The organism is Caballeronia glathei (assembly GCF_000698595.1).
GTDB classification, from domain to species: domain Bacteria; phylum Pseudomonadota; class Gammaproteobacteria; order Burkholderiales; family Burkholderiaceae; genus Caballeronia; species Caballeronia glathei.
This window is the reverse complement of record NZ_JFHC01000270.1, coordinates 1-762: the sequence shown is the minus strand read 5'-3', so window position 1 is coordinate 762 and position 762 is coordinate 1. Positions and strand designations below refer to the sequence as shown.

1 protein-coding gene is annotated in these 762 nt (G+C 65.9%); it reads right to left on the bottom strand.

Going from position 1 to position 762, the window contains the following annotated elements; all coding sequences use genetic code 11:
* Positions 1–762 (bottom strand): aldehyde dehydrogenase family protein (locus BG61_RS38725; RefSeq protein ID WP_035943769.1); only part of this gene is annotated, 762 nt, incomplete at its 5' end.

The window sequence follows — 762 nt, the reverse complement described above, 5'->3', positions numbered from 1 at the left end:
TTACTTCGCCACCGGCATCGTGAACTCGGCGCCTTTCGCGATGCTGTCGGGCCAGCGCTGCATCACGCTCTTGTAGCGCGAGTAGAAGCGAATGCCTTCCTCGCCGTACGCGTGGTGATCGCCGAACAAGGACCGCTTCCAGCCGCCGAACGAGTGCCACGCCATCGGCACCGGAATCGGCACGTTGATGCCCACCATGCCCACCTTGATCTGCCGCGAGAATGCCCGCGCGACGCCGCCATCGGACGTGAAGCACGACACGCCGTTCGCGAACTCGTGCTCGTTGATGAGTTCCACCGCGCTCGCGAAGTCCGGCACGCGCACCACGCACAGCACCGGCCCGAAGATCTCTTCCTTGTAGATCGTGCTGTCGGTACTGACGTCGTCGAACAGCGTGCCGCCGAGGAAAAAGCCCTTCTCGTGGCCCTCGACCTGATGGCCGCGCCCGTCGACGACGAGCTTCGCCCCCGCCTTCACGCCCGCCTCGATATAGCCTTCCACCTTCGCACGATGCGCCGCCGTCACGAGCGGGCCCATCTCCGCGTCGCTTTCCATGCCGTTCTTGATCACCAGCGACTTCACGCGCGGCGTGAGGCGCTCGATCAATTCATCAGCGACGTGGCCCACCGCGACCGCCACCGAAATCGCCATGCAGCGCTCGCCGGCCGACCCGTAGGCCGAGCCGATCAGCGCATCGACGGCCTGGTCGAGGTCCGCATCCGGCATCACGACCAGGTGATTCTTCGCGCCGCCGAGCGCCTG